Raw genomic sequence first — 25,728 nt, 5'->3', positions numbered from 1 at the left:
GTGCTATCGCCCCATGGTTTTCAGGATCGCCGCCTGGATTTCTTCGCGGCTGTAGAGAAAGGCCTTTTCCAGCGCAGGGGAGAACGGCACCGGCGAGTACGACGAGCCGATACGCGCAACCGGTGCCCTCAGCTGGCCGAAAAGGTTCTCGTGTATCAGCGAGGAGATTTCGGCACCGACGCCGAACTTCTTCACGGCCTCATGCACGACCACGGCGCGACGCGTTTTCGCAACCGAAGCCAGCACTGCGGCCTCGTCGTAGGGCGCGATCGTGCGCAGGTCGATCACTTCCACCGACACCCCTTCGGCTTCGAGCGTCGCGGCGACCGCCAGCGCGTTGACCACGGCCGGGCCGTAGGCGATCACGCTGACATCCGTGCCTTCGCGCGCGATCGCGGCCTTGCCCAGCGGCACCTTGTAGCCCGGCTCCGGCATGGCCCCGGTGACGCCGTAGGCCAGGGTGTTTTCGATAAAGATGCAGGGATCGTCGTCCTGTATGCACGACAGCAGCAAGCCCTTGGCATCGGCGGGGTTCGACGCGGTCACCACTTTCAGGCCGGGCACGTGCGCAAACCAGGCTTCGAGCATGTCGGAATGCTGGCCGCCGAAACCGGCGCCCGCGCCGGTGGAGGTGCGGATCGTCAGCGGCACGCTGGTCTGGCCGCCGGACATGAAGCGCAGCTTCGCCGCGTGATTGACCACCTGATCCATCGCCACGGTGATGAAATTCATCAGCATGATTTCGGCGACCGGGCGATAGCCGACCAGCGCGGCGCCGACCGCGGCACCGACGATGGCCTGCTCGCTGATCGGCGTCGAACGCACGCGCGCGGTGCCGTACTTGGTCGACAGGCCCTTGGTCGCGGTGAACACACCGCCGCCTTCCTCGTCGGCGATGTCTTCGCCCATCAGGATCACGCGCGGGTCGGCGGCCATGGCCTCGTCCATCGCCATCGTGATCGCCTGGGTGAAGCTGATGCGCTTGGCTTTGGCCGGTTTGGCGGCGGCGATATCGGCAGTGGCTTGCGCGCTCATGCTGCGATCTCCTGGGCAAGAACGTCGAGGCGGATTTCGCTCGCGTCGGGGTATTCACTGACCAGCGCAAACTGCGCGGCCTCTTCGATCGTCGCGGCGATGTCGGCGTCGATCGCATCCAGCGCCGCGGCTTCGATGCCCAGCGCCAGCAGCTGCCCGCGGTAGGCCGGGATCGGGTCGGCGGCCTTGGCCGCGGCCATTTCCTCGGCCGGGATGTAGTGGCTGTCGTCACCCAGCAGATGGCCGAAGAAGCGGAAGGTCTTGGCCTCGATGAACGTCGGGCCCTTGCCGGCGCGCGCGTATTCGACGGCTTGTTTTGCCGCCGTATGCATCGCGAACGCATCGTTGCCGTTGACCGACACCGCGCGGATGCCGTAGCCCGGCGCGCGGTCGATCAGCTCCTTGCAGCCTGTGGATTTGGCCTGCGGCGTGTGCTCGCCGTACAGGTTGTTCTGGCACACGAAGATCACCGGCAGCTTCCATATCTGCGCCAGGTTCAGCGCCTCGTGGAAGGCGCCGATATTGGTTGCCGCGTCGCCGAAGCAGACCACGGTGACCTTGCCGTCGCCTTCCAGCTGGCTGGCCAGCGCCAGGCCGTTGGCGATGGGCAGGCCGGAGCCGACGATGCCGGTGGTGACCATTACGCCGGTGTCCGGATGCGTGATGTGCATCGGCCCGCCCTTGCCCTTGCAGGTGCCGGTCTTCTTGCCAGCGAATTCCGCCCACAGCTCGCGCGGCGGTATGCCCTTGGCGAGCTGGTCGTGAATGCCGCGGTAAGTCGTGATCAGGTAATCGCTGCGGTTCACAGCCGCCATCAGCGCGGCCGACAGGATCTCCTGGCCGCGCGGGCTGTAGTAGATGATCTGCAACTGGCCGCCCATGATCATCTGGCGGAATTTCTCGTCGGCCCGATAGATCAGGTTGGCGCGACGGTAGATGTCGAGCATCGTGTCGCGTGACGGCTGTGTTGCGGTGGCGCCGGTCATGTGATTCTCCTGTTGTACTGCCGCTTTAGTACGCAGCCCGCGCGATGGCGACAACTGGCACCTTTGCCAGTCCGGCGGTTTCTGGCGGTTTTCTGCGTATTCTGGGATCTGCGATGTCAGGTACCGGCGTCGCCGAGGCGCAGCCGGCGGATGGTCTGCGCAACGAAGTCGATGATCGTCTGCACGCGCACCTCGTCGTCCCAGATGTCGCTGTTCAGCGCCAGGCCGTCGACCATCACCCAGACGAAGTCGTTGAGCATGTCCAGTCGCGGGTCGCCGCCCCATTCGGGGAACACCTTGCGCACTTCTTCGCTCCAGACGTGGTGATACAGCTCGGAGCGCTGCAGGAAGATCGCCCGCAGTTCCGGATCGGTACGCGAGGCGATGTGGCATTCCAGGTAGGCGCGGTATTCCGGCGTCTGGCTGATGCGGTAGGACACCGCGATGCCCAGGTTGCGCTCCATGCGCTCGTCGTCGGACAGCGCGCGGATGCGTTCCAGGAACAGCGCCATGCGCCGGTAGAACGCGTATTCGATGACCGCGCTCATCAGTTCGAGCTTGCTGGCGTAGTGATGCAGCATCGCGCCGCGCGACACTCTGGCGCGGTTGGCCACCGACTGCAGCGAGCAGCCGCCGTAGCCGTCTTCGGCCAGGCACAGCAGCGCGGCGTCGAGCAGCGCGTTGCGTGTCGCCAGGCTTTTGCGCTGCTGCCAGCGCGGGTTGCGCTCGTCGTCGGCGATATGCGCCAGGCTCTCGGGGCGCAGCCGCGCCAGTGCCAATCCATCCATTGCCGTGGTTCTCCCGCGGGTACATTGTCGGCGCCGCGGTGCGGTGCGGTGTCCGTCGGCGTCGTGGCGCCTGGTTCGGTGCTGCCGTTGGTCAAAAAACCTGATGAACAGTCTGCAACAGGACGCGCGGTTTGTTTTCTATGACAAGTGATAGGTGGCGCGCCGGAGCGGGGGTGACAAGCTGGCCGTACACAGCCTGGCATGCGTCGCGTCGCCGTGGTTCCCAGCACGGCCTCAGCAGCGCAGCAATGTAACGTCGACGAGGAGAACACCGTGGGTAATGCTGAATTCAGAGCCGATCGCCATCCGTCCGAGTCCTACGAGGACATTCTGGAGCGCGATACGCGCACGATCCCCGATCATTTGCGCCAGGGGCCGACGCGCAACCTCGGTGAAGAAGGCATTCCGGTCACCAACTACTTCGACCCGACGTTCTTCCACAAGGAAGTGCGCCATGTCTGGCTCAAGGTCTGGCAGTGGGCCTGCCGCGAGGAAGACATCCCCAACGCCGGCGACGTGTTCGTCTATGAGAACGTCGGCAAGAGCCTGATCGTGTCGCGGCAGAAGGACGGCAGCATCAAGGCCTTCTACAACTCCTGTCTGCATCGCGGCCGCAAGCTGGTCGACGAATGCGGCCATCGCAGCACCTTCCGCTGCAAATATCACGGCCTGGCCTGGGACAGCGACGGCAGCTTCAAGCACAACCCGATCAAGTGGGATTTCCCGCAGTTCGAAGGCAAGGACATGAGCCTGCCCGAAGTGCGGGTGGAAACCTGGGGCGGCTTCGTCTTCATCAACTTCGATCCGGCGGCCAAGCCGCTGATGCATTACCTGAAGCCGCTGGCCGATCACTTCGACCGCTACGATTTTGCCAACCGCTACAAGGCCGCGCACGTGTCCAAGATCGTGCCCTGCAACTGGAAGGTGATGGCCGAGGCCTTCATGGAAAGCCATCACACCATCGTCACCCATCCGCAGCTCGCGCCGTTTCTCGGCGACGTCAACAGCCAGTACGACGCCTTGTCGGATTACGTGACGCGCCAGTTCACCGCCACCGGCGTCGTCAGTCCGACGCTGGCCGATCGTAACTTCGGCGACATCGACATCCTGAAAGCGATGGAAGCCGCCGGTGGCAGCCACGTGTCCGGCGGCCACAGCGACAAGGACGGCGTGTCGAAGAAGGTCAACAATGCACGCGATACGCCGGATGCGCCGATGACCCTGGAGCAGGGCGTGACCGCGCGCATGTATGCCTGCGAAGTCACGCGAAAATCACTGGGCGACGAGGACGGCTGGGACTACTCGCAGGTGTCCGACGCCGAGATCATCGACGCGCTGTTGTACAACGTCTTCCCGCACATGAGTTTCTGGGCGGGCTACGCGCCGAACGTGGTGTATCGCTGGAGGCCGAACGGCCTCGACCCCGACACCTCGATCATGGACGTGATCATCCTCAAGCGCGTGCCCAAGCAAGGCCCGCGTCCGAAACCGGTCACCGAACATCGGCTGGGTCTGGGCGAGGACTGGTCGTCGTCGCCGATGATCGGTGCGCTCGGCCCGGTGTTCGAGCAGGACATGGAAAACCTGCCGGAAGTGCAGACCGGCCTGAAGAGTTCGGGCACCGGCGTCGTCCACTTCAGCCTGTACTCGGAAATGCGCATCCGCCTGATGCACAAGCTGATCGCGCAGATGATCGCCGAGGGTGAAGCCAAGGTCGGCGTGTGACGCCTGCAAGCGATACCGCTGCGGCCGCCGCCGCAGCGGTATACGAGACCGACGCGCCGGTTCTGTACGCGCAGCAGGATGCAATCGCGATCGTCAGCCTCAACCGGCCGAAGTTCGGCAATGCGCAGAACGCGCAGATGCTGTACGCGCTCGATGGCGCGCTGCGTCGCGCCGCCAGTGACGACAGCGTCAAGGTCATCGTGCTGCGCGCCGAAGGCCGGCATTTCTCATCCGGCCACGACATCGGCACGCCGGGCAGCGACTTCGCCACATCATGGCCGGATCGCAGGACGCTGTGGTACGACCATGTCGGCACCGTGGGCGCCGAAACCCACTATGTGCGCGAGCAGGAGAGCTATCTCGGCCTGTGCCGGCGCTGGCGCGAACTGCCCAAGCCGATGATCGCGGCGGTGCAGGGCGCCTGCATCGCCGGCGGCCTGATGCTGGCCTGGATCTGCGATCTGATCGTCGCCAGCGAGGATGCCTTCTTCAGCGATCCGGTGCTGAAGATGGGCGTGCCCGGCGTTGAATATTTTGCGCATGCCTTCGAGATGCACCCCCGCATCGCCCGCGAGTTTCTCTATCTGGGCGAGCGCATGAGCGCGCAGCGCGCTTATGAGATCGGCATGGTCAATCGCCTGGTGCCGCTGGCCGAGTTGCATGGCGCCGCGATCGCGCTGGCAGAAAAAGCCGCGCAATCGCCGCGTTTCGCACTGGCGCTGGCCAAGCAGATCTTCAACCAGATCGAAGACCTGCAGGGCAAGCGCGCCGCTATCGACGCGGCGTTCAGCGCGCATCATCTGGCGCATGCACACAACCAGCTCACCGGCGACTGGCTCGGTGGCGTGCGCGCTCGCGACGTGAAGAAAACCTAGCGTTTCTGTGGGTATTCCACTGCTATTGCCGCGACCTGTCACTTTAAGCAGTTGAGTAAAAACTGCCGCTTTCCATAATCAGTCACCTAATAGAACAATTATGTGGAAGGAGAGAAAATGACAGTCAATCGTGCCCGCAGGACCACGCGCCATGCGCTTGCCGGTTCCGCTTCGTTGCTGCTGATCGCGACGCCGGCAATGGCGCAGGAAACGGCGCCGATCGCCGCACCGGCCGAAATCGCAGCGCCTCAGGAAGCGGCGCCCGCAGCGGCTGGCGCCGAAGCGCCGGACGCGCCGGCTCCGGCCGCGGAAGCCGCGGCTGCAGAAAGCGGCGACAGCGCTTTCGCTACCGAAGAAGTCATCGTCACCGCGCGCAAGAAGAACGAAACCCTGCTCGACGTGCCGGTCGCGGTGTCCGCGGTCAGCGCTGCGGATCTGAACCGCTATGCCGCAACCGATCTGGGCAAGATCGGCCAGATGGTGCCGCAGGTGATCATCGCCAAGACCGGCGGCGGTGGCGCCGGCGCCTCGTTCACGATTCGCGGCCTGGGTTCTTCTGCGCTCGACGCCGGTATCGAACAGACCGTCGCGCTGAACGTCGACGGCCTGCAGATCAGCCGTGGACGCCTGGTCACGCAGAGCTTCTTCGACATCCAGCAGGTGGAAGTGCTGAAAGGCCCGCAGGCGCTGTTCTTCGGCAAGAACAGCCCGGGCGGCGTGATTTCGCTGCGCACCGCCGGAGCGACCGACGAATTCTCCGGCTACTTGCGCGGTGGTTACGAGTTCGAAGCCGGCGAGCGCATCATCGAAGGCGCCGTGTCCGGCCCGATCACCGACACCCTGAAGTATCGCTTCGCCGGCCGCGCCAGCAAGATGGACGGCTATATCGACAACGTCGCCGGCCCGGTGACGATGCCCAGCGATCCGGACTTTCCGACGGCCGGCGCCGCACATGGCGAGGATCCGGGCACGCGCGAATATCTGGGCCGTCTGACGGTGCAGTGGAACCCCAACGACAGACTCGATTCGACGCTGAAAGTGTTCGGTTCCAACCTGCACGACAACGGCGAAACCGCCGGCACCGAGCTGCTCTGCGACGAGCATCCGCGCACGCTGGATCTGTTGTCCGGCACCTACGTCGTCGACCCCTATGGCGACTGCGGTCTCGACGGCAAGCGCTCGCTGGGTGCTCTGAATCCGGATCGCGCTGCGGCGTATCCCGGCGCCAAGGACGGCAAGCCCTACACCAACTACAAGTCGATGCTGGCGTCCAACAGCGCCAACTACAAGTTCGATTCCTTCCTGCTGACTTCGGTCACCGGCTACTGGAATTACAAGAACGGCAGCTTCGACAACTTCGGTTTCGACGCCAGCACCGCCGTGCTCGGCTACAACGAGGACAAGAGCGACAGCTTCACCCAGGAACTCCGTCTGGCCTCGAACTTCGAAACGCCGGTGAACTTCACCACCGGCCTGTACTTCGAACATGGCAGCCGCGACACCACCGGCAACGGCTTCATCGCGCCGGTCGGCCTGGACAGCCGCAACGGGCAGTACAACAACTGGACCCTGCTGACCACCAACAGCAACTCGGCTTATTCGGCTTTCGCGCAGCTCAGCTGGAAGATCGTCGAAAACGTCGAACTCGCCGGCGGTGCTCGCTACACGCACGAAGACAAGAAGCTGTCGGTCGGCAACTCCTATGTCAACGACCAGTTCGCGCCGCTGCAGATCACCGCCGAAGAGGGTGTGTTCACGCGCGGCAAGTTCAGCGACGACAACGTCTCACCCGAGGCGACGCTGTCCTACCATCCGACCAAGAACTCGACCTTCTACGCCGCCTACAAGACCGGCTACAAGTCGGGCGGTTTCTCCAACCCGTCGATTCTGTCGTTCGGCCAGACCTCGGACGTGCTCGGCTTCAAGTCCGAGAAAGCCAAGGGCGGTGAAATCGGCGCCAAGGGCGAGTTCCTCGATCGTCGTCTGACCATCACCTCGGCGGTGTATCGCTACAAGTTCGACGGCCTGCAGCTGACCTCGTTCAATCCGACGCCGCCGTCGTTCACGATCCGCAACGCGGCCTCGGCGCGCACCACCGGCGCCGAAATCGAAAGCTCGTTCGCGGCGACGCACCAGCTGCGGTTGCGCGCAGCAGCCGGCTACAACAAGGCCGAGTATCTGAGCTTTGAAGGGGCGCCCTGCTATGCCGGTCAGGACGACGCCAGCGGTTGCGACTCGGATACCAACACGCAGGACCTGTCCGGTACCGCGCTGGTGCGTGCGCCGGAATGGAATGTGACCGGCGGCCTGACCTGGGACAGCGAGCTGACCGACAACATCTTCCTCGGCCTGTCGAGCGACGCGAACTACACCAGCGGCTACTGGATGCAGGAGAACGAGCATCCGCTGGCCTGGCAGGGCGGCTTCACGCGCATCAATGCCAGTGCGCGTCTGTATCAGGGATCGGATGCCTGGGAAGTGGCGCTGATCGGCCGCAACCTGACCAACAAGCATTACGGCGTCGCCTCGTCCGACAAGCCTTTCGGCACGCCGGACGAAGTCTGGGTCAGCGTCGGTCGCACCCGCGAGCTGCTGCTGCAGGGCACGTATCGCTTCTAAGTTGTAGAGGCCGCTCCCAGGCGGTGCCGGGTTCCGTCAGCGGAATGCGGCACCGCCTTTTTTTTGATACGAACAACAGGAGCACCACGATGCCGATCATCGAATACCGAGCGCCGGTCAAAGTCCTGCTCGCGGTACGCGGCCATCCTTTCGACCGCAATGCGCTCGATGCGCTGTTCCAGTCGCTGCCGGGCATTTCGGCCACGGTGGTGGATCAGCCGGCCGCCGCGCAGCTGATGAACCCCGAAGGCATGCGCCCCTACGACGCGCTGCTGCTGTACGACATGCCGGGCCTGGACTTCGAAGCCACGGTCGACAAGCCGGCGTACATCGATCCGGGCGAGGCTTTCAAGCGCGGGTTCGAAGCGCTGCTTGAAGAGGGCAAGGGCATCGTCGCGCTGCATCATTCGCTTGCCGGTTGGCCGGCCTGGCCGGCTTACGCCGATTATCTCGGTGGCACGTTCCTGTATCGCCCCGGCAGGCTGCGCGGCGAGAACCGGCCGGATTCCGGCTATCGCCATCAAGTGGAATATCAGGCCGAAGTGCTGGCGCCTGAGCATCCGGTGATGGCCGGCATTCCGGGCACATTCGCGATGCGCGACGAGCTGTACCTGGGCGAAGTGTTCGAGTCCGAAGTGACGCCGCTGCTGCGGTCGAGTCACCGGTTCACGCGCGACAATTTCCATTCGGCGACGGCCGCGATGAACGGCGTCATGTACAGCAACGAGGGCTGGTCGCATGCCGACGGCTCGTCGCTGATCGGCTGGTGCAAGCGCGCGATCAACAGCCCGCTGGTCTATCTGCAGCCGGGCGACGATCAGCAGACTTACGACAACCCGATCTATCGCCGGCTGATCGAGAACGCGATCCGCTGGGTGATTTCGCCAGCGGCGCGCGCCTGATTCGACGCCTGCCGGGCCGGCGAAGGATGGCCGCCCAGCGGTTCCGGGCGATGCTTCAGACTTTCAGGATCTGCTTGCCGCGGTTGCTGCCGTCGAACAGCCGGCGCAAGGTCGCCGGCGCGTTCTCGAAACCCTGCTGCTCATCGATCTGCCAGCTCAGCCGGCCGGCGACCGCGAGTTCGGTCAGGCGCCGGCGCATGTCGGCGAAGCGGTGCTCGTGGTCGAACAGGATGAAGCCTTCCATGCGGGCGCGCTTGAACACCAGGTTGAAGTAGTTGCCCGGCCCCTGCGGCTTGCCGCCGGTCTCGTAGCGGCTGATCGCGCCGCAGATCACCACGCGCGCGCCGTCGGCGAGCACGTTGAGCATCGCGTCGAGGGTCTCGCCGCCGACGTTGTCGTAGACGATGTTGGCGCCCTTGGGCAGGGCCTTGCGCAACTGCGCCTTCAGGTCGCCTGCCTTGTAGTCGAGCGCGATATCGTAGCCGCCGACCTGCGTCAGCCACTGGCATTTCTCGGCGCCGCCGGCGATGCCGACGATGCGGCAGCCGGCGATCCTGGCGAGCTGGCCGACCACCGATCCGGTGGCGCCGGCCGCACCCGACACCAGCACGGTGTCGCCGGCGACCGGCTTGCCGATTTCGAACAGCCCATGCCAGGCGGTCAGGCTGGTCAGGCCGAGGATCGACAGCATCGCGGTCGGCGGCAACGCCGGTTCAGCGGCGATGAAACCGCTGCCGTCGCTGACCAGGTATTCGCTCCAGCCGGTCATGCCGCTGAGCAGCGTGCCGACCGGGATTGCCGGGTTGCGGCTTTCGACCACTTCGCCGATGCCGGTGCCGCGCATCACGTCGCCGATGTGCATCGGCGCGACATAGCCGCCGTAGTTTTCCATCCAGCCTTTCTGCGACGGATCGAAGCCCAGCCAGCGCAGCTTCATCAACACTTCGCCTTGCGCCGGCTGCGGCCGCACCAGCGTCACCAGTTCAAAATCGCTGTCCAGCAGGCCGCGTCCGCGCGGATGCGCAGCGAGCCGGAATTGACGCATCGTGGCCATTGCAGACTCCTGGTTGGGATCCGCCACCATAGGCGTGATGCGCACCAATGAAACCGAGCAGTTTGGACAGTATCCGGCCGCGCAGGCTCGCCCTATGCTCGGTGCATGAACGACCATGCCGATGCCGCGCTGCAGATCAATCGACGTTTCACCTTGCAGCGCCGGCCGAACGGGCTGCCGGTTGCAGAAGACTTTGCGCTGCTGACCGCGCCGCTGCCATCGCTGCAGCCGGGCCAGTTGCTGGTGCGCAATGTCTGCGCCTCGCTCGACCCGGCGATCCGCGGCTGGCTCGACGACCTGCCTTCCTACCTGCCGCCGGTGGCGCTGGGCGACGCGGTGCGCGCGACCACGGTCGGCAGAGTGCTGGCCTCGCGCAACCCGGAATTCGCGGTGGGTCAATGGGTGCTGGGACTTAACGCGATCGAAGACGTGTCGCTGGTATCGCCCGGCGGCTTCACGATGGCGATCGACGCCGATGCGGTGCCGTCGGTGACCAACTATCTGTCGGTACTCGGCGCGGTGGGTTTGACGGCGTACTTCGGCCTGCTCGAAGTCGGCAAGCCCAGCGCCGGCGACACCGTGCTGGTGTCGGGCGCGGCCGGCGCCGTCGGCTCGCTGGTCGGCCAGATCGCGAAGATCAAGGGCTGCAGAACCATCGGCATCGCCGGCGGCGCCGACAAATGCCGGCGCCTGCTCCGCGACTACGGCTACGACGTCGCGGTCGATTACCGCGGCAAGAGCGTCGACGAACTCGCCGCCGCCATTGCCGCTGCCGCGCCCGACGGTGTCGACGTGGTGTTCGAGAACGTCGGCGGCGTCGTGCTGGATGCGACGCTGCGAAATCTCAAACGCGGTGCGCGCATCGCGCTGTGCGGCCTGATCAGCGAATACAACAGCACCAGCGGCAGGATCGGGGCGCGCAATATCTGGGAGCTGATCGTCAAGTCCGCGACGATCAGCGGCTTCCTGATCTCGGACTTCCTGCCGCGTTTCGGCGAAGGCGCGCTTGAGATGGCGAGCTGGCTGGCTCAGGGGAAGCTACGCGCCGACGAGCATATCGACGACGGTATCGAAAACGCCTTGCCGGCTTTCCTGCGGCTGTTCGAAGGCAGCAATCAGGGCAAGATGATGTTGCGGATCGCGCAATAGCGTCCGCAAATCTCGTTACGGCGCCGGCGGGAATCCCGGTGCCGGTGATGGCCGCACCGGATCCCCGCCTGCGCGCGAATCGCCGCTTCGGAGGTTCCTTAAAACTGCACGCGCTTGGTGTATCCGCCGTCGACGATCACATTGGTGCCGGTGGTCCAGCCCGACGCCGGGCTGGCCAGAAACACGATCGTTTTCGCCACGTCTTCGGCGACGCCGAAGCGGCCGATCACCATCTGGTCCTGCGTCGCCTTGTACAGCTCCGGCATGTCGCGCTTGATGTCGTCCCAGTTGCCGCCTTCGAACCACACCGGACCCGGCGACACGGTGTTGACGCGGATGCCTTTCGCGCCCCAGGCCTGGCCGAGCTGCTTGGAGTAGGTGATCAAGGTGGCCTTGACCGCGTTGAACGCCTGCGGGGCGAAGAAGGTTTCGGTGGCCGCGGTGCTGGCGAGCACGATCACCGAACCGTGCTTTGATTTCTCCAGATAAGGCTCCATCGCCTCGCAGCCCCTGACCGTGCCGAGCACGTCCATGTTGAAGCAGGCGCTCCAGTCCTGGGCGAGCTTGGAGCCCGAGGCGCTGGCGCTGGGGATGAAGATGTCGCAGCCGCCGAGTTCGTCGGCAATGCCCTTGAGCAGCGACGGATAGGCGTCCAGATCGCTGAGATCGCCCTGTCGGCCGACGACCTTGCCGCCGTGGCGCGACAGCGATTCCACCGCCTCGTCGATCTGCCGCTGGTTGCGCGAAAAAAAGCCCACATCGGCGCCTTCGGCGGCAAAAATTTCCAGCGCGGCGCGGCCGGTGCCGCGGCTGCCGCCGGTCAGGATGACCTTGAGTCCTTTGAGTCCTAGATCCACGACTATCTCCTGGTGTGCTGCGCCGGTTTCGGCTGCAACGACTATGTCAGAGGCGTCTGCAGGCGACACCCTATCCATAGGGTCAGTTGTTCGTGCCGATGGCGCGCGCGTTAACTCGCTGCATCGCGGCCGGATCGCGGCGCATGGAGACAGCACGATGAAAAGACTCGCATCGAAAGTGGCGCTGATCATCGGCGCCGCCGGTAAGGACAACATGGGCCAGGTGATCGCGCGTCGCCTGCATTCCGAAGGCGCGGCGATCATCGTCGCCGGGCGCCAGCTCGAGCCCTTGCAGCAGTTCGCGGAACAAGTCGGCGGCCTGGCGCTGCAATGCGACATCACCCGGCGCGGCGATATCGTCGATGCCGCGCAGCGCGCCTTCGACTGGAAAGGCCGTCTGGACATCGGCATCAACGCCACCGGCTGGGGGTTTCTGAAGAATTTTCTGGAGACCACCGAAGACGAGTTGCAGCGCATCACCGCATTGCAGTTCACCGGCCCGTTCCATTTCTACCAGTCGATGATCGAGGCGATGATGAAAAACCCGCAGCCCGGCGGCTCGATTATCCAGATCAGTTCGGCCACGGCGACGATCATGCTCAACGATCACGCCGCCTACATGGGCACCAAGGCCGGCAGCGACCACATCATCCGCTGCATCGCCCACGAATACGGCAAGCACGGCATTCGCGCGAACTCGATTTCACCGGGCCTGACCGATACGCCGATGAACGCCGAGGCGAAGAAAATCCCCGGCATGTTCGACAGCTTCATCGCCGGCTATCCGCTGGGCCGTATCGGGACGTCGGACGACGTGGCCGCGGCCGCGGCCTGGCTGTGCAGCGACGAGTGCTTCATGACCGGCGAGAACCTGCAGGTCAATGGTGGATTGACGCTGCGGCGCAATCCGACGCGCGAGGAAATCGGCGCGTCGATCGCCGCCGCGGCCGCCGCCAGGGCATAAACATGCTGCATCGCATCGCACTGGCCTCGGGCGTGGTGCCCGAACTCGGCCCAGTGGCGACGATCGCCGCGGCCGCCGCCGGCGGCTTCGATGCGGTCGGCCTGTGGGTGGAGCCGGATCAGTGGAGCGCCGGCACCGTCACCGAAGTGCGGCGCGGTCTGCGTGACAGCGGCCTGGATCTGATCGATGTCGAAGTGATCTGGATCAAGCCCGGCCCGCTCGATCCGGCGCACCGGCGCATTCTCGATATCGGCCTGGAACTCGGCGCCGCGAATGCGCTGGTGGTGAGTTCCGATCCGGACCTGTGCGCGACGATGGAAAAATTCGAACAGCTCTGCGAGCACGTCGCGCGCGCGCCGCTGCGCGTGTCGCTGGAGTTCGGCCTGTTCACCGAGGTCAAGGATATCGGCACCGCGTCGGCGATCGTGTCGGCCGTGGATCATTCGAACGCGGCGCTGCTGGTCGATGCGCTGCATCTGGATCGCTCCGGCGGCACCGTCGCCGACGTCGCCGCGCTGCCGGCGCGCTGGCTCAGCTACGTGCAGCTCTGCGACGCGCCGACGCAGCGGCCACGGCGCGCCGACGCCGCCGGCATTCTGCAAGAGGCGGTGTACGGACGGCTGCAGGCCGGCGAGGGCGGCTTGCCGCTGTCGGCATTGATTTCGGTGCTGCCGCCAGGCCTGCCGATCAGCGTCGAGCTGCGGTCGCAGGCGCTCTACGACGCCTATCCCGACGCGGCCGCGCGCGCCCGGGTCACTGCGCTGGCGACGCGCGCGTTTCTGGCCAAGCGCGCCTGAGCCCGACCGTTCCAGATCGCGGCAGATCGATGTCGGCGTGACTGCGCCGCGCCGCGCAGGATTACGCCGGGACTTCGACCATCGCGCGAATCATGCTGCGCAGAACGTCCTTGCGCACCTTGCCCGAGGCGGTGCGCGGCAGCTCGGCCAGGTACTCGATGCGTTCCGGGCATTTCTGCTTGGACAGTCCGCTGGCGCTGACGAAACCGGCGAGTTCGGCGAAAGCCGGGCGTTGCTCGCCACGGGTGATCACGAACGCGCAGATGCCTTCTCCGAGACGCGCATGCGGCATCGACACCACGGCCGATTCACGCACCAGCGGATGGCGGCCGAGCACGTCTTCGATCTCCTTGGCGCTGATGTTTTCGCCGCCGCGGATGATCAGGTCTTTCTTGCGGCCGGTGATGACGATCGCGCCTTCGGCGGTGAGCATGCCGATATCGCCGGTGCGGAAATAGCCGTCCGGCGTCAGCGCCTCGCGCGTCTGCGCCGCGTCGGCGTAGCCGAGAAACATCGCCGGGCCGCGCGCGACGATCTCGCCGTCCCGCCCGGGCGCGACATCGTCACCGTTGTCATCGATGAAGCGCACCTCGTAGTCCACCGCCGCGCCGTCGCTGGTGGCCGCGAGCTGCGGTTGCGAGACCGGCATGCAGCCGACCGTGACCAGCGGCACTTCGGAGCTGCCGTAGACGCGGAATGCGCAGGCTTGCTCGAAAGCCGCATTGGCATCGAGCACCAAGTCGGCCGGCACCGCGGCGCCGCCGCAGGCGAACACGCGAAAGCTCGGCAGCCGGTCGCCGCGCGCGCGTGCCATGTCGGCGAGTTCCTTCAGGAACGGCGTCGCCGCGACGGTGCCGGCAACGCGATATCGCCGGATCAGATCCACGGCCAGTGCCGCGTCCCAGCTTTCCATCAGCACGGTGCGCGTACCGGCGAGAAAAGGCTGCTCCAGGCCGTTGCTGTAACCGCTGATATGCGTGACCGGCGACGGCATCAGGATCGCGTCGCCGGCACCGAGTCCCCAATGCTGATAGCTGATCTGCGACACGCGCGCGAGGCTGTTGTGGCTGTGCAGCACGCCTTTCGGCCGGCCGGTGGTGCCGGAGGTGTACAGCAGCAGCTTGACCGCGTCGGCATCGACTTTCGGCAGCTGCGGCCGCCGGCCGCGGCCGGCGGCGAGCAGCGATTCGAAGCGCGTCATATCGCCTTCGGCACGCACGCCGATGCGATGCTGCAGCGCCGGCAGATCGGCGGCGATGCGCTCGACCATCGCCGCATAGTCGTAGCCGCGAAAACGCTCGGCGAAGAACAGGATCGTGGCGCCGCTGTCGACCAGCATTTGCCGCACTTCGGCGTCGCGGTAGATGGTCACGATCGGGCTGATCACGTAGCCGCCCAGCGCCGCGGCGAGATTGATGATCGCGGCCTCGATCCAGTTCGGTAGCTGAAAGCTGATGACGTCGCCGCTGCGCAGGCCGAGTTCCTGCAGCGACACCAGCAGCGCTTCGGCGTCGCCGAGCAGGCTGGCGTACGTCGGCTGCGCCGGATCGTTCGGGAACACCACCGCGTCCGGCTCGCGCTGCGCCCAGTCGCGCGCCAGCTCGCCGATCGTGCGGTCGCGCCAGACGCCGCTGCCGGCGTAGCGCTGCAGATGCGCGGGCAAAGCGGGCGTGCCCATCGCTACACTCCGTTCATGCCGGCGGTGGAGCCGCCGTCGATCACGTATTCGGCGCCGGTGACGAAGGCCGCCTCGTCGCTGGACAGGTACACCACCAGGCCGGCGATTTCTTCCATCGTCGCCATGCGTTTCATCGGCGCCAGGCCTTCGAGCGTCTTGCGCGCCAGCGCCGGATCGGGCGCGCCGGCGATCGCGGTCTTGATCAGCTGGGTTTCGACGACGCCCGGATGGATGCTGTTGCAGCGGATGTTCAGGCCCTGGTTGGCGCAGTGCATCGCGATCGATTTGGCCAGCAGCCGCAGCCCGCCCTTGGTGGTGGAATAGCCGACGTTGCCGCCGAGCGCGAGGATGCCGTTCATCGAACTGTTGAGGATGATCGAGCCGCGTGAGCCGCCGGGATTGCGCTTCATCAGCGCGATCGCGTGCTGCGCGGTCAGCATCGGCCCGGTCAGGTTCACTTCGACGATCTTGCTCCAGGCCTGCAGGCCGATCTTCTCGATGTCGGTGTCGCCGCCTTCGATGCCGGCATTGGCGAAGGCGATGTCGAGGCGGCCGAAGCTGTGCTCGATGTCCCGGCTCAGGTCGGCCCAGCCGGGCGCGTCCTCGACGGCGTGGGCACGAAAGCGCGCACCGGTTGCGGCGCACAGCGCCTCGGCGGCCGCGGCGTTGCGGCCGGTGAACATCACCTGCGCGCCTTCGGCGGCGAGACGCCGCACGGTGGCGGCGCCGATGCCGCTGGTGCCGCCGGTGACCAGTGCCACCTTGCCCTGCAATCGCATGTCGCGCTCCTCGTTCTGGTTGTGCTCACGCCGGTCGCGGCGGCCATGCGGCGGCGACAGGGCGGGCCTGGTCGGCCGAGGTTAACAGCGCGTGCCGCCCGGTCCGCCCTAGTGGATTTGGTAGGTCACGGCGGCCGGGGGCGGGCATAGACTCGGTCGCCTGTAGTCCCGTTTGGCCCGATCGGAGAGTCGCCCGGTGACCGAGGTCCCGTCCCCAGCAGAAAACAGCACGGCGCGCCCGCGGCGCATCGGCTGCGTGCTGGTGGCTGGCGGCAAGTACCACGACATCGACTTCGCCCGGCTCGAGCTGCTCAAGCTGCTGGCTGAAGACAGCCGTGTGCAGGTGCGCGTTTTCGAGGACTACGAGCACATCGCCGCGATCGAGGCGGCCGACATCCTGATCAGCTACACCTGCGACATCGTGCCGTCGCTGCCGGCGCAGGAGGCGATCCGCGCCTGGGTCGAGCGCGGCGGCCGCTGGTACGCGCTGCACGGCAGCAACTCGATCCTGCGTTGGACTCGGGATGGCCGCGTCGAATCGCCGCGCTGGGCGCCGCTGCACATGAACACGCTGGGCACGCAGTTCATCGCTCATCCGCCGATCGCGCCTTACCGGGTCACCGTCGCCAATCGCGCGCATCCGCTGGTCGAAGGTGTCGAGCCCTTCGAGACCACCGACGAAATCTACCTGATGGACGTGCACGCCGAACTCGACGTGCTGCTGCATACGCGCTACGGCGGCAGCACGCCGGAGTTCGTCGACAGCCAGTGGGCCGACGCCGATCATCCGGTGTTCTACATCCGTCATCTCGGCGCCGGCCAGGTGCTGTACCTGACGCTGGGCCACTGCCGCGGCCACTACGACCTGCGGCCGCTGATGGACTGGTGGCCGACGGTGGATCGCTGCGCCTGGGATCTGCCGGTGTTCTACACGCTATTGCGGCGCGGTATCGCCTGGATCAAGCAGCCGTTCGACGAGGTCGCCGAGGCCGGCAGCAGCTGAGCCGCAGCAATGTTGTATCGCAACAACACGCCGGCTTCGCAGAAAGCCGGTTGAAAACAGCAGCAAAACGGTGTGTGACCAACGAGGAAACAGCGAAATGTCCGAACAATATGATGTGAGCCGTGTGCGCATCGCGACGCCGGCCGATGTGCGGCCGGCTGCCGAAAACCTGCGCGACATCGCCGCGGCGATGGGTGGCCTGCGCGTGGCGATCTGCCACAACATCGCGGTGAACCAGAGCATGGAGGACGCCGACGGCAACGTGCTCGCGACCTCGGTGTTCGGCTGGACGTTCGAGGAAGACGATCGCTGGTGGCGCTCGCCGCGGCTGGCGCTGAAGTCGCCGTTGCCCACCGCCTGCCGCTACGAGAGCGAGCCGTTCTGGTGTAACGCCGAAGGCTTTCGCACCAGCCTGCCCAACCCGATGCTGGACATGCTCGACCGCGCCGACTTCGTGCGTCGCGGCCTGACGCCGGCGGCGATCGTGGTGCCGGTGCATCTGCCTTTCGGCCAGATCGGCGCGGCCAGCTATGTGCCGGCCGATCGCAACAAGCTCGATCTGGCGCAGGAGTTCGACGCCTATGCGGTGCAGCTCGGCGTGCTGACGCGGCACTTCATCGCCGGTTACGTGCGCAGCATGTGCAACCGTGAGCGTCTGCCGGTCGGCCCGGTGCTGAGCAAACGCGAAGTCGAATGCCTGCGCTGGGCATCGATGGGCAAGACCGACGACGAAATCAGCCTGATCATCGCGCGCAGCCGCGCGACGGTGCGCTTCCACATGCACAGCGCCTCGACCAAGCTCAATTCGGTTACCCGCAGCCAGACCTTGTTCAAGGCGACGCAGCTCGGCTACATCTCCTTCAGCGGCGGCTCGTTCAACGGCGGCAGCGCGAGAATGGTGGCATGAAAGGATTCCGTCGATGACGGCGAGCCGCCCGATCGCGAGTGAAATTTTCGCGCAGCTCGATCCGCCGCGCCTGCGCGGCGGCCGCCATCGCGAAACCGGCCGCATCGTGTTTCCGATTCCGCTCGGCGCCGAAGCCGCGCTGTACGAGCCGGTGACGCTGGCCGATCGCGGCACGCTGTGGTCGTGGACCGTGCAGCGCTTCCGGCCGAAATCGCCGCCGTATGCGGGGCCGGAGCAATTCGTGCCCTACGCGGTCGGCTATATCGAACTCGCCGGACAGCTCATCGTCGAGTCGCGCCTGGAAGGCGTGGACTTTGATCGGCTGCAGATCGGTGCGCCAATGGAACTGGCCGTGGTTGCGTTTTCGACCGCTGCCGACGGCGCGCCGCTGCTGACCTACGCCTTCATCCCCAGCAAGAGCGGGGTCGCGGCATGAGCGATGTCTGCATCGTCGGTATCGGCATTCATCGCTTCGGTCGCAGTGATGGCATGAGCGGATTGGACATGGGCATCGCCGCGACGCGCAGCGCGCTGGCCGACGCCGGTCTCGCCTGGCGCGACATCCAGTTCGCGTACGGCGGCTCGGACGCCTCCGGCAACGCCGACACCATGGTCGACAAGCTCGGCCTGACCGGCATCCAGTTCATCAACGTCAAGAACGGCTGCGCCACCGGTGGCTCGTCGCTGGCCTCGGCGGCGAGTTCGATCCGCTCGGGCGAATACGATCTGGGCCTGGCGGTGGGCTTCGACAAGCATCCGCGCGGCGCTTTCGATCCGCGACCGGCGGACTGGAATCTGCCGGAGTGGTACGGCGAGGCCGGCTTCATGCTGACCACGCAGTTCTTCGCGATGAAGCTGCAACGCTACATGGCGCTGTACGGCATCAGCCGCAACACGCTGGGCCGCGTCGCCGAGAAAAGTTTCCGCAACGCGGTGCATGCCGACCACGCCTGGCGCCGCGAGCCCGTCGATCTGCACACGATCCTGAATTCGCCAATGGTCAGCGATCCGCTGACCAAGTACATGTTCTGTTCGCCGGCCGAAGGCGCGGTCGCGCTGGTGCTGGCCAGCGAAGCGCGCGCGCGCCAGATCGGCGGGCCGATGATCCGCCTGAAAGCCGCGGCGATGCGCACGCGACCGCCCGGCTCGTTCGAAGTGTTCGCGCCGTCGATCGACATCGAGCGCGGCGGCTCGGCCACGCGCATCGCATCCGCGGCGGCTTTCGAAAAAGCCGGCATCGGCCCCGAAGACATCGACGTCGCGCAGCTGCAGGACACCGAAGTCGGCGCCGAGATCATCCACATGGCCGAAAACGGCTTCTGCGCCGACGGCGAACAGGAACGCTGGATCGCCGAAGGCCGCACCGCTCTGGACGCGGCCTTGCCGGTCAACACCGACGGCGGCTGCATCGCCTGCGGCGAACCCATCGGCGCGTCGGGCCTGCGCCAGGTCTACGAGAACGTCGTGCAACTGCGCGGTGCCGGTGGTGGACGCCAGGTGCCGGGTTCGCCGAAGACCGCGTATGGCCATGTGTATGGCGCGCCGGGCGTATCGGCAGTGACGATCCTGAGTCGTTGAGTCGAGCGGAATAACAACGCCGGCGAGTGCCAGCCGCGGCCCGGGCCAAACCCGGGATCAACCGAAACTGCGGTGTCTCAAGCCGCCGCGTTGTAGCGCCGCGTCTCGTAATCCGCGTCGCCGAACAGGCTCGCCAGCAGCAGCGCGCGCTTCAGCGCGGTGCCGATATCCAGTTCCTCGGAGATGCCCATGCCGCCGTGGAATTGCAGGCATTCTTCGGCCAGATGCACCGCGGCCACCGAGATGTAGGCCTTGGCCGCCGCGATCACCGTACGCCGCTGGCGCTCATCGGTGAGTGTCGCGCGATACAGCTGCGAGCGCGATTGCTCGAGGCTGGCGTAGAGATCGGCCATGCGGTGCTGGATCGCCTGAAAGCTGCCGATCGCGGCCTTGAACTGGTGACGCTGGCGGATGTAGCCCAGCGTCTGGTCGAACAGATACGTCATCACACCGACCAGTTCGGCGCAGATGCCGAGGCGCGCGCGATCGAGCGCCGCTTCCACCGCATCGACATCGCCGTCCATGACATCGGCGGCGACCGAATCGAAGCGCAGCTCGCAAGCCGCCGAGCCGTCGATCAGGCGATAGTCACTGCGCGTGATGCCGCCGGCCTGCGCGTCGACCAGATAGCAGCGCGTAGTGCCGGTCTGGTCGGCAGCGCTGACGATGTAAGCGTCGACATCAGCGCCGACCATGGTCTTGCCGCCGCTCAAACCCTGGCCGTCGAAGCGCGTCTGTGGCCGCTGCCAGTTCCAGCGCGCCGCCTGTTCGGCAAACGCGAACGCCAGATGGGCTTCGCCGGCGATCAGCGGTGGCAGCCAGCGCGCTTTCTGCGCGGCGCTGCCGGCGGTGGCCAGAATCCCGCCCGCGACCAGCACCTCGTCGAGCACCGGTTCCACCACCAGGCCGCGCCCCAGCGTTTCCATCAACAGGGCGATTTCGACATTGCCGGCGCCCATGCCGCCGTCATCGGCCGAAAACGGCAGCGACAGCAGGCCGGTCTCGCCGAGCAGCGACCAGTTGTGCTGCGAGTAGCCGCGCGCCTGGCCGCGGTAGCGCGCGCGCTGTCCCGGCTGGTAGCGATCGCTGACATAGCGATCGACCAGGTCCTTGATCATTCGCTGGTCGCCGTTCAAATCGAAATCCACGCCTGTCCCCGTTTGCTCTTGCCGTTGCCGGAATATCCGGCCATCGCACCACCTTAGAAGAACGCCCGCGCCGCACCCACTGCGACTACGGCTAGGTTTACAGCGCGGTGACAACGGAGCTGCCGCAGTGGCGGTTTCTATCGCTAATGCCAGTGCCGCCGGCAGCGGACGCTGGCCGACAATCCGGCCATGGACATGCAATTTTCAGCAGACCAGATCGCGTTCCGCGACGAGGTGCGCGCCTTCCTCGACGGCCATCTGAGCCCGCGCCTGCGTCTGGGTGCGCGGATGACGCCGACGGTCTTCGCCGAGCCCGACATCGGCCGCGAATGGCAACAGATCCTGTATCAAAGAGGCTGGTTCGGTTACTGCTGGCCGCAGGGTTACGGCGGCACCGGATGGACCCCGGTGCAGCGTTACATCTTCGACAAGGAATGCGCGCTGGCGCATGCGCCCGAGCTGCCGGCGCTGAGCCTGAAGCTGTTGGGCCCGGTGCTGCACCGCTTCGGCAACGAACAACAGAAGCAACATTATCTGCCGCGAATTCTCAGCGGCGAGCACTACTGGTGCCAGGGTTTTTCCGAGCCCTCGGCCGGCTCCGATCTGGCCAACCTGAAAACTCGCGCGGTGCTCGACGGCGATCGCTGGATTGTCAACGGCAGCAAGCTGTGGACCACGCATGCGCATTTCGCCGATCACATGTTCTGCCTCGTGCGCACCAACCCCGAGGTCAAGGCCCAGGCCGGGGTCAGCTTTCTGCTGATCGACATGAAGCAGCCCGGCATCGAGGTGCGGCCTATCCGCAATATCGCCGGCGACCACGAAGTCAACGCGGTGTTCCTCGACAACGTCGTCGTGCCGGCCGGCGACATGGTCGGTGAAGAAGGCCAGGGCTGGACCATCGCCAAATTCCTGCTGGAGAACGAGCGCGGCGGCTCCTGCCATGCGCCGGTGTTGCTGGCGCAGCTGGCCGAGCTGCGTCGCGAAGCGGCCGACGCCAGCGATGGTGAAGGCGCGCCGCTGATCGGCGACCGCAGCTTTGCCGCGGCGCTTGCGCGGGTCGAGTTCGAGGCGCAGGCGCTGGAGGTGACCGAGCTGCGCATCCTCGCGGAAATCGCACAGGGACGGCCGCCGGGGCCGCAGACTTCGCTGGTCAAGCTGATCGCCTCCAATCTGCGTCAGCAGATCAGCAGCCTCGGCCTGCGCGTATTCGGCTACGCCGGCCTGCAGTTGCAGCAGCAGCGGCCGCTGTACGGCGACGGTGCGCCGCAGCCGGTACACAGCGCCGCGGCGATGGCCGCGGCGCCGTCGTATCTGAACAACCGCGCGTGGACGATTTTCGGCGGCAGCAACGAAGTGCAGCGCACCATCATCGCGCGCACCGTGCTCGGCCTGTAGCGCCCCAAGAACATGACGAGGAGCCGAGCATGAATGTCGACGTGGATGCGCTGTTTCAGCCGCTGCAGTTGGGCCGCACACGGCTGAAGAATCGTCTGGCGATGGCGCCGATGACGCGCCAGCGCTCGACGCTGGACGGCGTGCCCACCGATCTTAACGTTGAATACTACCGCCAGCGCGCCAGCGCCGGCCTGCTGGTCAGCGAAGGCCTGTATCCGTCGGCGATGGGTCGCGGCTACCTGTTCACGCCGGGCCTGCACAACGACGCACAGCAGGCCGGGTGGAAGCGCGTCACCGATGCGGTGCATGGCGAAGGCGGGGCGATTTTCGGCCAGATCATGCATGTCGGCCGGCTGTCCGATCCGCTGATGCTGGATGGCGAGCAGCCGATCGCGCCGTCGGCGGTGCAGCCTGATCCGACCGCGCGCCAATACACGATCAACTGCCCGCGGCCGAAGCGGCCATACCCGACGCCGCGCGCGCTGACGCATGCCGAAGTGCTGGGCGTGATCGACGACTTTCGCGACTGCGCGGTGCGTGCGCAGCAGGCCGGCTTCGACGGCGTCGAGATTCACGCGGCCTCGGGCTATCTGCCGATGCAGTTTTTGTCGACCAATACCAATCTGCGCAGCGATGCCTGGGGCGGCAGCGTCGAGAAGCGCTGTGCGTTCCTGCTGGCCTGCGTCGATGCGATGATCGCCGCGACCCGCCGCGATTTCGTCGCGGTCAAGTTCTCGCCGGGCTGGTCGTTCCACAACGTGTTCGACGACGATCCGGTCGCCACGTACCGCTACGCGGTGCGCGAGCTGTCCAAACGCGGCATCGCCTATCTGCAGCTGGGCGACTACGGCATTGGCTGGGTTTACGAGACGCTGCGGCCGCTGTTCGACGGCCCGGCGATGTTCGTCGCCGGATTCACCCAGCCCACGGCTGCGGCGACCGTGCGCGAAGGTCGCGCCGATTTGATCGGCATCGGCCAGGCCTATATCTCCAACCCCGATCTGGCCGAGCGCTTTCGCGACCACCAGATGCTGACGCGGCCGCAACTGGAGACGTATTACACGCAGGGCGCCGAGGGCTACACCGACTACCCGCGCTTTGCCGGCAGTGATCCTGAAAAGCTGCAGTCGCTGGATACCGTGCCGATCCCGATTTCGCCGACGACGACGGGTTGAGAATCCCATTCCCGCCCTCTCGGGAATGATCTGCTGAGGAGAAAATCAATGAGCGTCGCAACGCCAACACTCGCCGAACTCGCGGCCAAGCAGGCGATCACCGAAGTGTTGCATCGCTATTGCCGATCCATGGATCGCATGGACCGCGAGCTGGCGCTTTCGTGCTGGCATGCCGGTGGCACGGATGAGCACACGCCGCTGTTTTCGGGCACCGGCGAAGCCTTCGTCGACTGGGTGTGGAAAATTCACGAGCCGATGCTGCTGACCCGGCATACGCTGAGCAACGTGCTGATCGAAGTCGACGGCGACAACGCCTGGAGCGAGTCCTACTGGACCGTGCTGTTGCGCATCGCGCGCGACGGCGCGATCTACGATCTGTGGAGCGGCGGCCGCTATGTCGACCACCTGAGTTGCGTCGCCGGACGCTGGGCCTTTGTTCACCGGCGTTCGGTGCACGACTGGGACCAGGTGCAGCTCCTGGAGATGACGATGGCGAACTTCCCCGGTCCGGCGCTGGTCGAGCCGGCCGCATTGCAGGCGCCGCTGTATCCGGCGCGCCGCTCGCAACAGGATCCGTCGTACCAGGCGCTGGTCGGCCACGCGATGCAGTTCGGCAAGGGTGGTGTCGGCGCATGAATTTCGGACTGAAGTCGCGCGTCGTGCTGGTGACCGGCGCGGCCGGCAATATCGGCAGCGCGATCTGTCGGCAGTTGAGCCAGGAGCAGGCGATCGTGATCGCCGCCGATATCAGCCCGCGGCCGCAGCAGGCAAACGTCGCCGACTGGCTGCATCTGGACGTGACCAGCGAGGCCGGCTGGGCTGAGGTGATCGCGACCATCGCGCAGCGTCATGGTCGGCTCGATGTGCTGGTCAACAACGCCGGCATCGCGCCGATGGGCACGCTCGAAGGCACCGGCTACGACGAGTGGCGGCGCTGCCTGGCTGTCAACGTCGACAGCGTGTTCCTCGGCATGAAGGCGGCGACGCCGCTGCTGCGCGAAACCGGCGCGGCCTCGGCCTGGTTCGCCAGCGTCGTCAATATCGCGTCGGCCTCGTCGAACCGTGCCACCGCGATGGCCTCGGCCTATGCGGCGAGCAAGGCCGCGGTCGCGCAGCTGACCAAGGCGGTGGGCATCGAGTACCTGTCGCTGGGCTATCGCGTGCGCGCCAACAGCGTGCATCCGGCCGCGGTGCAGTCCGACATGATCGATCAGATCCTGCAGCGCTATTCGGTGATCACCGGCGGCACGCCGGTCGAGGATTTGCGCAAGGCGATGATCGCCGACCATCCGATGCGCCGCCTGGTCGAGCCCGACGAAGTCGCGCGTTCGGTGCTGTTCCTGGCCTCGGATGCGAGCGCCTACGTCAATGCCAGCGAAGTCCACGTCGACGGCGGCCTGACCGCGAACTAGAGAGTTAGGGAACTTCACCATGCGTCTGAAAGACAAGATCGCGCTGGTCACCGGCGCCGCTTCCGGTATCGGCGAAGCCATTGCGCGGCGCTTTGCGCAGGAAGGGGCGACGGTCTATGTCGCCGACGTCGCGCAGGCGGCGGGCGAGCGCGTTGCAGCGGAAGTCGGCGGCCACTTTTTGCAGCTGGACGTGACCGTCGAAGCCGACTGGAGCGCGGCGATGCAGCACATCGCCGACCGGCATCAGCGCCTGGATGCGCTGGTCAACAACGCCGCGATCATTTCCAACGCGTCGATCGACAGCATCGATCTGCAGAGCTGGAATCGCGTGCTCGCGGTCAATCTGACCGGGCCCATGCTCGGCTGCCGCGCGGCGATCGCGATGATGCGGCGCAACGCGACGCCCGGCGGCTCCATCGTCAACCTCGGCTCGACGACGTCGTTTCTCGGCCTGCCCAACGACGTGATCTATACGACGACCAAAACCGGCGTGCTGGGTTTGACCCGGTCGGCGGCGGTGCAGTGCGCGCGCCAGGGATGGAACATCCGCATCAACAGCCTGCACCCGGGCACCACCGACACCGCGATCCTGCAGGGCCACATCGCCCAGGACCCGAGCATGCTCGGCCGCTTCAACGCGATGTCGCCGATGGGGCGCATGGCGCAGCCGCGGGAGATCGCCGCGCTGGCGCTGTTCCTGGTTTCCGACGAGGCGAGCTATTGCACGGGGGGCGCGTATACCGCCGATGGCGGTTTGGGGGCGACGCATCCCGGGATGTGAGCCTTTGCGTTGTTTTGATGTAGCCCGGGTGAAACCCGGGATGTGCGCGTGTTGCGGGCGGTGAACCCGGGTTTCACCCGGGCTACGGCGGCGGCTGGCGCTGCTCCTGGTTTCCTAA

Annotated in this window: 24 protein-coding genes; 16 read left to right on the top strand and 8 right to left on the bottom strand. The window is 66.0% G+C overall.

Features of this window, described 5'->3' with window-relative positions; translation table 11 throughout:
* Positions 1–3 precede the first annotated feature (3 nt).
* The 3 genes from ACQZF9_RS18970 to ACQZF9_RS18960 all read right to left on the bottom strand — a co-directional run bounded on the left by ACQZF9_RS18970 (position 4) and on the right by ACQZF9_RS18960 (position 2,809).
* Positions 4–1,035, bottom strand: coding sequence for an alpha-ketoacid dehydrogenase subunit beta (locus tag ACQZF9_RS18970; RefSeq protein WP_428310527.1), 1,032 nt, complete (start codon positions 1,033–1,035; stop codon positions 4–6).
* Positions 1,032–2,021, bottom strand: coding sequence for a thiamine pyrophosphate-dependent dehydrogenase E1 component subunit alpha (locus ACQZF9_RS18965; RefSeq protein WP_428310526.1), 990 nt, complete (start codon positions 2,019–2,021; stop codon positions 1,032–1,034). The genes ACQZF9_RS18970 and ACQZF9_RS18965 overlap by 4 nt, the downstream gene beginning before the upstream one ends.
* A gap of 116 nt (positions 2,022–2,137) precedes the next feature.
* Positions 2,138–2,809, bottom strand: coding sequence for a TetR/AcrR family transcriptional regulator (locus tag ACQZF9_RS18960; protein ID WP_428310525.1), 672 nt, complete (start codon positions 2,807–2,809; stop codon positions 2,138–2,140).
* 273 nt (positions 2,810–3,082) lie between these two features.
* On the opposite strand from ACQZF9_RS18960, the gene ACQZF9_RS18955 reads away from it, so the two are divergent.
* From ACQZF9_RS18955 to ACQZF9_RS18940, 4 genes are all read left to right on the top strand, one after another.
* Positions 3,083–4,534, top strand: coding sequence for an aromatic ring-hydroxylating oxygenase subunit alpha (locus ACQZF9_RS18955; protein WP_428310524.1), 1,452 nt, complete (start codon positions 3,083–3,085; stop codon positions 4,532–4,534).
* Positions 4,531–5,409: an enoyl-CoA hydratase gene (locus ACQZF9_RS18950; protein WP_428310523.1), complete on the top strand. Its 879-nt coding sequence runs from the start codon at positions 4,531–4,533 to the stop codon at positions 5,407–5,409. Before ACQZF9_RS18955 ends, ACQZF9_RS18950 begins: the two co-directional genes overlap by 4 nt.
* A 117-nt stretch (positions 5,410–5,526) precedes the next feature.
* Complete coding sequence (locus ACQZF9_RS18945; protein ID WP_428310522.1) at positions 5,527–8,028, top strand: TonB-dependent receptor; 2,502 nt, start codon at positions 5,527–5,529, stop codon at positions 8,026–8,028.
* An 89-nt stretch (positions 8,029–8,117) separates the two neighbouring features.
* Positions 8,118–8,930, top strand: a complete 813-nt coding sequence (locus tag ACQZF9_RS18940; protein ID WP_428310521.1) for a ThuA domain-containing protein — start codon at positions 8,118–8,120, stop codon at positions 8,928–8,930.
* A 55-nt stretch (positions 8,931–8,985) separates the two neighbouring features.
* On the opposite strand, the gene ACQZF9_RS18935 is transcribed toward ACQZF9_RS18940, so the two are convergent.
* A complete protein-coding gene (locus ACQZF9_RS18935) occupies positions 8,986–9,984 on the bottom strand; it encodes an NADP-dependent oxidoreductase (protein ID WP_428310520.1) in 999 nt (332 codons plus the stop codon).
* Between the two features lie 105 nt (positions 9,985–10,089).
* Between ACQZF9_RS18935 and ACQZF9_RS18930 the strand changes: the two genes are divergently transcribed.
* Positions 10,090–11,133 (top strand): NADP-dependent oxidoreductase, encoded by a 1,044-nt coding sequence (locus tag ACQZF9_RS18930; RefSeq protein WP_428310519.1) that lies wholly within the window; start codon positions 10,090–10,092, stop codon positions 11,131–11,133.
* Between the two features lie 98 nt (positions 11,134–11,231).
* Here the strand turns inward: ACQZF9_RS18930 and ACQZF9_RS18925 are convergent, their stop codons facing one another.
* Entirely contained in the window at positions 11,232–11,990 is a 759-nt protein-coding gene (locus ACQZF9_RS18925; RefSeq protein WP_428310518.1) for an SDR family NAD(P)-dependent oxidoreductase, read from the bottom strand.
* Between the two features lie 157 nt (positions 11,991–12,147).
* Between ACQZF9_RS18925 and ACQZF9_RS18920 the strand changes: the two genes are divergently transcribed.
* Entirely contained in the window at positions 12,148–12,954 is an 807-nt protein-coding gene (locus tag ACQZF9_RS18920; RefSeq protein WP_428310517.1) for an SDR family oxidoreductase, read from the top strand.
* 2 nt (positions 12,955–12,956) lie between these two features.
* On the top strand, positions 12,957–13,751 hold the full coding sequence (locus ACQZF9_RS18915; protein ID WP_428310516.1) for a sugar phosphate isomerase/epimerase family protein: 795 nt from the start codon (positions 12,957–12,959) through the stop codon (positions 13,749–13,751).
* Positions 13,752–13,812: 61 nt separating this feature from the next.
* Here ACQZF9_RS18915 and ACQZF9_RS18910 read toward each other — a convergent pair whose 3' ends face one another.
* Both ACQZF9_RS18910 and ACQZF9_RS18905 read right to left on the bottom strand, forming a co-directional pair.
* Positions 13,813–15,429 (bottom strand): AMP-binding protein, encoded by a 1,617-nt coding sequence (locus tag ACQZF9_RS18910; RefSeq protein WP_428310515.1) that lies wholly within the window; start codon positions 15,427–15,429, stop codon positions 13,813–13,815.
* Positions 15,430–15,431: 2 nt separating this feature from the next.
* Positions 15,432–16,208, bottom strand: coding sequence for an SDR family NAD(P)-dependent oxidoreductase (locus ACQZF9_RS18905; protein ID WP_428310514.1), 777 nt, complete (start codon positions 16,206–16,208; stop codon positions 15,432–15,434).
* A gap of 196 nt (positions 16,209–16,404) precedes the next feature.
* On the opposite strand from ACQZF9_RS18905, the gene ACQZF9_RS18900 reads away from it, so the two are divergent.
* From ACQZF9_RS18900 to ACQZF9_RS18885, 4 genes are all read left to right on the top strand, one after another.
* Positions 16,405–17,211, top strand: coding sequence for a ThuA domain-containing protein (locus tag ACQZF9_RS18900; protein WP_428310513.1), 807 nt, complete (start codon positions 16,405–16,407; stop codon positions 17,209–17,211).
* Positions 17,212–17,308: 97 nt separating this feature from the next.
* The gene (locus ACQZF9_RS18895; RefSeq protein ID WP_428310512.1) at positions 17,309–18,118 is read left to right on the top strand and encodes a LuxR C-terminal-related transcriptional regulator; all 810 of its coding nucleotides are present in this window, start codon (positions 17,309–17,311) and stop codon (positions 18,116–18,118) included.
* Between the two features lie 13 nt (positions 18,119–18,131).
* Positions 18,132–18,554, top strand: a complete 423-nt coding sequence (locus ACQZF9_RS18890) for a Zn-ribbon domain-containing OB-fold protein (RefSeq protein WP_428310511.1) — start codon at positions 18,132–18,134, stop codon at positions 18,552–18,554.
* Complete coding sequence (locus tag ACQZF9_RS18885; RefSeq protein WP_428310510.1) at positions 18,551–19,696, top strand: thiolase family protein; 1,146 nt, start codon at positions 18,551–18,553, stop codon at positions 19,694–19,696. Before ACQZF9_RS18890 ends, ACQZF9_RS18885 begins: the two co-directional genes overlap by 4 nt.
* A gap of 77 nt (positions 19,697–19,773) precedes the next feature.
* Here ACQZF9_RS18885 and ACQZF9_RS18880 read toward each other — a convergent pair whose 3' ends face one another.
* Positions 19,774–20,844 carry an acyl-CoA dehydrogenase family protein gene (locus ACQZF9_RS18880; protein WP_428310509.1) on the bottom strand — a complete coding sequence of 357 codons (1,071 nt, stop codon included), beginning with the start codon at positions 20,842–20,844 and terminating at the stop codon, positions 19,774–19,776.
* Positions 20,845–21,033: 189 nt separating this feature from the next.
* Between ACQZF9_RS18880 and ACQZF9_RS18875 the strand changes: the two genes are divergently transcribed.
* The 5 genes from ACQZF9_RS18875 to ACQZF9_RS18855 are packed head-to-tail and all read left to right on the top strand — an operon-like array spanning position 21,034 to position 25,610.
* A complete protein-coding gene (locus ACQZF9_RS18875) occupies positions 21,034–22,242 on the top strand; it encodes an acyl-CoA dehydrogenase family protein (protein WP_428310508.1) in 1,209 nt (402 codons plus the stop codon).
* A 29-nt stretch (positions 22,243–22,271) separates the two neighbouring features.
* Positions 22,272–23,417 (top strand): alkene reductase, encoded by a 1,146-nt coding sequence (locus ACQZF9_RS18870; protein WP_428310507.1) that lies wholly within the window; start codon positions 22,272–22,274, stop codon positions 23,415–23,417.
* Between the two features lie 48 nt (positions 23,418–23,465).
* The gene (locus ACQZF9_RS18865) at positions 23,466–24,053 is read left to right on the top strand and encodes a nuclear transport factor 2 family protein (RefSeq protein WP_428310506.1); all 588 of its coding nucleotides are present in this window, start codon (positions 23,466–23,468) and stop codon (positions 24,051–24,053) included.
* A complete protein-coding gene (locus ACQZF9_RS18860) occupies positions 24,050–24,829 on the top strand; it encodes an SDR family oxidoreductase (protein ID WP_428310505.1) in 780 nt (259 codons plus the stop codon). Before ACQZF9_RS18865 ends, ACQZF9_RS18860 begins: the two co-directional genes overlap by 4 nt.
* A 19-nt stretch (positions 24,830–24,848) precedes the next feature.
* Positions 24,849–25,610, top strand: coding sequence for an SDR family NAD(P)-dependent oxidoreductase (locus tag ACQZF9_RS18855; RefSeq protein WP_428310504.1), 762 nt, complete (start codon positions 24,849–24,851; stop codon positions 25,608–25,610).
* The last annotated feature ends 118 nt before the right edge of the window (positions 25,611–25,728 follow it).

Origin of the sequence: Hydrocarboniphaga sp., assembly GCF_965279055.1 — a bacterium.
In the GTDB taxonomy this organism is placed as follows: Bacteria; Pseudomonadota; Gammaproteobacteria; order Nevskiales; family Nevskiaceae; genus Hydrocarboniphaga.
Note: the sequence above shows the minus strand (reverse complement) of the source record. Positions and strands in the feature narration are given on the sequence as shown.

Bases quoted from the DNA above. Each gene is read 5' to 3' on its own strand.
- ACQZF9_RS18905 (WP_428310514.1), bottom strand. From the start codon at position 16,208: ATGCGATTGCAGGGCAAGGTGGCACTGGTCACCGGCGGCACCAGCGGC.
- ACQZF9_RS18945 (WP_428310522.1), top strand. From the start codon at position 5,527: ATGACAGTCAATCGTGCCCGCAGGACCACGCGCCATGCGCTTGCCGGT.
- ACQZF9_RS18920 (WP_428310517.1), top strand. From the start codon at position 12,148: ATGAAAAGACTCGCATCGAAAGTGGCGCTGATCATCGGCGCCGCCGGT.
- ACQZF9_RS18930 (WP_428310519.1), top strand. From the start codon at position 10,090: ATGAACGACCATGCCGATGCCGCGCTGCAGATCAATCGACGTTTCACC.
- ACQZF9_RS18940 (WP_428310521.1), top strand. From the start codon at position 8,118: ATGCCGATCATCGAATACCGAGCGCCGGTCAAAGTCCTGCTCGCGGTA.
- ACQZF9_RS18890 (WP_428310511.1), top strand. From the start codon at position 18,132: ATGACGGCGAGCCGCCCGATCGCGAGTGAAATTTTCGCGCAGCTCGAT.
- ACQZF9_RS18935 (WP_428310520.1), bottom strand. From the start codon at position 9,984: ATGGCCACGATGCGTCAATTCCGGCTCGCTGCGCATCCGCGCGGACGC.
- ACQZF9_RS18860 (WP_428310505.1), top strand. From the start codon at position 24,050: ATGAATTTCGGACTGAAGTCGCGCGTCGTGCTGGTGACCGGCGCGGCC.
- ACQZF9_RS18910 (WP_428310515.1), bottom strand. From the start codon at position 15,429: ATGGGCACGCCCGCTTTGCCCGCGCATCTGCAGCGCTACGCCGGCAGC.
- ACQZF9_RS18875 (WP_428310508.1), top strand. From the start codon at position 21,034: ATGGACATGCAATTTTCAGCAGACCAGATCGCGTTCCGCGACGAGGTG.
- ACQZF9_RS18895 (WP_428310512.1), top strand. From the start codon at position 17,309: ATGTCCGAACAATATGATGTGAGCCGTGTGCGCATCGCGACGCCGGCC.
- ACQZF9_RS18855 (WP_428310504.1), top strand. From the start codon at position 24,849: ATGCGTCTGAAAGACAAGATCGCGCTGGTCACCGGCGCCGCTTCCGGT.
- ACQZF9_RS18870 (WP_428310507.1), top strand. From the start codon at position 22,272: ATGAATGTCGACGTGGATGCGCTGTTTCAGCCGCTGCAGTTGGGCCGC.
- ACQZF9_RS18865 (WP_428310506.1), top strand. From the start codon at position 23,466: ATGAGCGTCGCAACGCCAACACTCGCCGAACTCGCGGCCAAGCAGGCG.
- ACQZF9_RS18965 (WP_428310526.1), bottom strand. From the start codon at position 2,021: ATGACCGGCGCCACCGCAACACAGCCGTCACGCGACACGATGCTCGAC.
- ACQZF9_RS18960 (WP_428310525.1), bottom strand. From the start codon at position 2,809: ATGGATGGATTGGCACTGGCGCGGCTGCGCCCCGAGAGCCTGGCGCAT.
- ACQZF9_RS18885 (WP_428310510.1), top strand. From the start codon at position 18,551: ATGAGCGATGTCTGCATCGTCGGTATCGGCATTCATCGCTTCGGTCGC.
- ACQZF9_RS18970 (WP_428310527.1), bottom strand. From the start codon at position 1,035: ATGAGCGCGCAAGCCACTGCCGATATCGCCGCCGCCAAACCGGCCAAA.
- ACQZF9_RS18915 (WP_428310516.1), top strand. From the start codon at position 12,957: ATGCTGCATCGCATCGCACTGGCCTCGGGCGTGGTGCCCGAACTCGGC.